The organism is Mixta sp. BE291 (genome assembly GCF_031457955.1).
Lineage (GTDB): Bacteria > Pseudomonadota > Gammaproteobacteria > Enterobacterales > Enterobacteriaceae > Mixta.
Genome location: NZ_JAVDXN010000017.1, coordinates 1 through 4504 on the forward strand (window position 1 = coordinate 1; position 4504 = coordinate 4504).

At 49.7% G+C, this 4504-nt stretch carries 4 protein-coding genes; all 4 read right to left on the reverse strand.

Features of this window, described 5'->3' with window-relative positions; translation table 11 throughout:
• Positions 1-259: 259 nt before the first annotated feature.
• The 4 genes from J2X14_RS20930 to J2X14_RS20945 all read right to left on the reverse strand — a co-directional run bounded on the left by J2X14_RS20930 (position 260) and on the right by J2X14_RS20945 (position 4281).
• Entirely contained in the window at positions 260-493 is a 234-nt protein-coding gene (locus J2X14_RS20930) for a hypothetical protein (protein ID WP_352413068.1), read from the reverse strand.
• A complete protein-coding gene (locus tag J2X14_RS20935) occupies positions 490-1131 on the reverse strand; it encodes a hypothetical protein (protein WP_352413069.1) in 642 nt (213 codons plus the stop codon). Before J2X14_RS20935 ends, J2X14_RS20930 begins: the two co-directional genes overlap by 4 nt.
• A 277-nt stretch (positions 1132-1408) precedes the next feature.
• On the reverse strand, positions 1409-2641 hold the full coding sequence (locus J2X14_RS20940) for a VENN motif pre-toxin domain-containing protein (protein ID WP_352413070.1): 1233 nt from the start codon (positions 2639-2641) through the stop codon (positions 1409-1411).
• Between the two features lie 383 nt (positions 2642-3024).
• On the reverse strand, positions 3025-4281 hold the full coding sequence (locus J2X14_RS20945) for a VENN motif pre-toxin domain-containing protein (protein ID WP_352413071.1): 1257 nt from the start codon (positions 4279-4281) through the stop codon (positions 3025-3027).
• Between the last annotated feature and the right edge of the window lie 223 nt (positions 4282-4504).

Consider the following 4504-nt stretch of genomic DNA (forward strand, 5'->3'; position numbering starts at 1 on the left):
CCCGCACCTATCAGGCTGGTTGCTGCGGTCGCTCCCGGCAAAAACGGCCAGGCTATTGCGCTCCCAACCGCCGCCATTGCCGTCTTACAGGATACCGGTGTTCCTCCGCTACAGGCTTCCCTGATGGCTTCCTGTGTTCCTGATTCGTAATTTGCCGTGGCGCCGGGTTTTCGCTTATTCGCTGCAGCAAGCATAGGGGCTAACGAGTTATTCTCAACTACAATCCCGGCTCGAAAACTGAGATTCAACTATATCTATATTATCGCTTGGGTATTTTTGTAGCAAAATAAGGAATAAGATAAATGCCTACACCACCTGCTAATCCTCCTGCCACACCAGCTTTAAGACTAATCTTTAATATTTTAATTAACGGCATGTTAAAGCTTCTGGTTTCAATAGAATAGAACAATACTCGACTAATAAAAATCCCAATGGTGACGATTAATATAACAAGCAATACAGTAGTAATTAATCTGAGAATGTTACGCATCATTTCTCTCTTTCTTTTGAGGAGCTAATGACTTTAGGGCCGCCCTGTCCAATACCTTCTGTTGAACCAGAGGAGATAATATTTCCTATCACAGCAGGGCGGGGGTCTAAGGGCATTGCTTTGCTCATCCCCATGTCAACCCAATCCCAGTTTTTCCAATTAGGATTGATTACTTTATCAATGGGCCCTTTTACTGCCTGACCTAACCCATATCCTATTCCAGCAGAACCACCACTTATAATTGCCCCTGATAACGGATCATCTCCTTTAATATAGTTTGAAGTGGCTCCACCTGCTGCATTCCAGCTGACTGTTCCTGACAATCCGGTATTCGATGTGGCCGCGCCAACCCAACTGGCTATCAGCGCATCGGTATAGTTCACTTCACCATTGACGATATATTGAATAATAGTATTAGCGCCACCACCGATTACTGCTGTTACCTGCGCCCCTTTCGGTAATACGCCCAGCCCCACGGTTCCGGCAAGTTCTGCTGAGACAATCGCATTTCCCTTCGCTATATCGCCAGCCATTTTCGCTTTAACCTCTGCCGTGACATTTGGTGTTTTCCCTAACCAGAATCCCAGACCTGAGCCAACCATTGCACCCAGCGTATTATTCTCAACAATATATGGTGCCACAATACCTGGAATGTGCCATTTTCAGATTAAAAAAATCTCACTCTAAAAAAACGGAATAGAATTATTCCTCCACTGCATATGGCCCCGCCAACAATACCAATTTTGAGTCCATGTAAAATATCATTACATGTCAGAGAAAATTCTTCACCTATAATCCATAATATAAATACAAAAAACAACTTTACTAAAAAACCCGTTATAACCACTGAAAACAAACAAGAAAAAAATATGCAGACACTCAAAATCAACTCTTTTCTTAACTTTTTAGTTTGGTAATTCACTTGATCACCTTGTCTATAATTTTTTGAGCTTCATAACTTCCATATTCAGAACTAAAGGAACCACTAACATTACCAATAGCTCCAGGGATTTTATTTGGCAGCATCTCTTTTGAGATCCCAAACTGCCCTTTAACTTCTGTATACTTTAACAATTCAGGATTAAATTTCGGATCCCAGCCGCCGGTTAACCACTTACCCGTCGTGTTGGCTACTGGTTTAAATATATAATTACCTACTCCGAATCCCAAGCCAGCACCTATCCCTGTGGTTATCGCCCCTGTTATCGGGTTATCACCATTAATTTGATTGGTCAGTGCGCCCCCGGCGGCGTTCCAGCCTACAGCTGCTTTCCAGCCGCTACCCATTGTTGCCACATTTATCCAGCCTGCCACCACAGTGTTAACCGGATTGATTTCTCCTGTGCCTGCATATTGCATACCTGCATTAGCTGCAGACCCAAGCCCCCACATAGCCTGCGCGGCACCAGGCAACAATGTCACACCTCCAGTTGCCATTGCCCCCACAATTGCCTTGTTAACTGCTTCTCCGCGCTGGCAGGCGAGACCTGTGGAATTTTCTACACATGACAGTAAATCTTTACCCTGACCTTTTGCGAATTGCTCCTGTCCAGCTTCCGTTCCGCCAAAGAGATTATTCTCCACCGCATTCTTCCCAATCTGCGCTCCGGCTAGCACGTCCGCCGTGCTGTTACCCGCAAGGCCGCCCGCAAGGCCCGCCGCCAGTGTACCCAGCGCGCTGAGGGTCTGCTTCTCCGTTTCCGTCAGCTCGCTGACTTTCTTACCCGGATACAGCTTTTCCATCATCAGCTGCGCCATCACTTCACCGCTCACCGCCCCGGCCGCACCGGCCAGCGCGCTGTTGCCCGATGCCTGCGCCACTACCGCCCCAACCACCGCATGCGCCATCGCCTGCGCTTCCGGGTTGCCTTCCGTCAGCCGGTGGATCTGCTCTGCCAGATATGGCGCCGCCGCGCCGCTCACCGCCTGCCCGAGGTTACCGCCCGCCAGCCCCTGTATCGCCGCCGTCGCCGCCTGAATGGCCTGCTGTACGGCGCCGCCGGTGCCTGACTTACTCTCGCTGAGCGCCTGGTTATAGAAGCCGCTGTAAACCTGACCTGTGATGTCATCATCACTGTACCGCTTCGTCGGGTCCTGCTTTTTCAGCTCCGCCAGCGCCCTGTCACGGTCAGCCTGCGTGGCGCTGGCCATCTTTTCATTTGCGGCCTTCGTTGCGATTATTTTCCCCTGCGTCCGGGCGATATCTGCGACCTGGCTGCCAATCTCGCTTATCAGCTGCGCCGCCTTCAGCCAGTTCTGCTCCTTCTGCTTGACATAAATTTGCTCTGGTTATTCGGAGTCGGAAGGGGGAGTTTTAAGGTTTTTATATTTATCAATGCTCCTAAACACTATGGCCGCCAAGGTAATTGCAATTCCAGATACGCTTCCAAAAAATACGGTTCTTTTTACTTGTTCTAATGAGTAAAAGAAGTACCCCTTAGTAAGGTAAATAATTAAAGACACTCCACCTCCTAAGAGAAAGTAGACAATGCAACAAAAGACACATGAATAAACTAAAAGTTTCAGGTAGTTAATCATTTATCATAAACCTCTTCTTGAGGCTTCTTTGTTGGTGCTGAACTTAATGCTTCTTTGGTAAATCCATTGACAAACTCAGAACCCCCGGTCCCGATAACATCATAAACAAAATCAGGTATATTACTTTCGCCTGTTATTTTATTGACTCCAACAGGTACATATTTCCCAAAGTCCCCCCCGGCCAGCGCTCCAACCGTAGCACCACTAACAGCTACCACATCTGGCCCATCGGTAAACACCGCAGCCCCTGCGGCAATACTCACGTTCTCCCCGATTCCGCGCCCCGGTGCCAGCGCACCTGTGACTGCCATTGCCGTCGTACTCCAGTAGTCATACGTTTTATTTTCATTACCCGGCTGATTCATATCAAACCACTGATACGTTCCGTTAGCGATAGCCCCTATCACCGAACCCGCCACCATTTTACCCGCCGAAGCTACCGGTCCCAGATAACCCGCTCCCGCTATCAATGCTCCATTCTTATAACCATCCACTATCACTTTGGTTATATTTGCACTTTCCGGTAAGTCTCCCTGCGCATTTTTACTCAGTGCCGTACTGATTTCTTCTGCACTCGCTCCGGCTGCCATCATTGAAATCCCCAGCGTTGAGGCTGCCTGACCGTAACTTCCCAGCCCGCCAAGATTAAGGTTGTTGTTCTCCGACGCATTCTTACCCGCCTGCGCCCCCGCAACCGCATCCGCCGTGCTGTCACCGACAACGCCGCCCGCCAGACCTGCCGCCAGTGTGCCTAATGCGCTGATGGTCTGTTTCTGATCCTCACTCAGTTTGTCCCTGTCCACGCCCGGATACAGTTGCTGCGCGATAAACTCACCCATCACCGCGCCGGAAGCGCCTGCCAGTGCGCTGCTACCCTGCACCTGAGCCACCACGGCACCCAGAACGGCATGAGCCATCAGGTTCGCTTCGGTGTTAACCTTGCCCGTTGCCGGATCGGTGGTCATATTATGGATCACTTCAGCCAGATAGGGCGCGGAACCACCCGCTATAGCTTTAGCGATATCACCACCCGCCAGACCTTGTACCGCCGCCGTGACTGCCTGGATCCCTTGCTGGATACTGCTGCCGGTGCCGAACTTCTGCATCTCGGCTTTGTATTCATCAGAGTTGCGCAACTTGTCCAGATACGCCGCACGCTCTTTCTCGGTAGCGTTCTCATTCAGCGGGCCATACTTCTCTTTTGCCGCATTAAGCCCGTTGATATCTCCCTGCGTCCTTGCGATATCTGCCACCTGGCTGCCAGTCTCGCTTATCAGCTGCGCTTCCCGCAGCCGCTGCTGCTCCTTATAAAAACTTTCATCTATCCCAGCTTAAATGGCTGAGAAATTCACTCTATCTGTTTTTTCTATAGTGTTGGTAATAGATCCACCAACAACCAATTGCTACCAAAGATCCCGCAAAAGATGCAGCTTTTGCATACCTCAACATATCCGCCCAGGATAGCTCAAACGATAT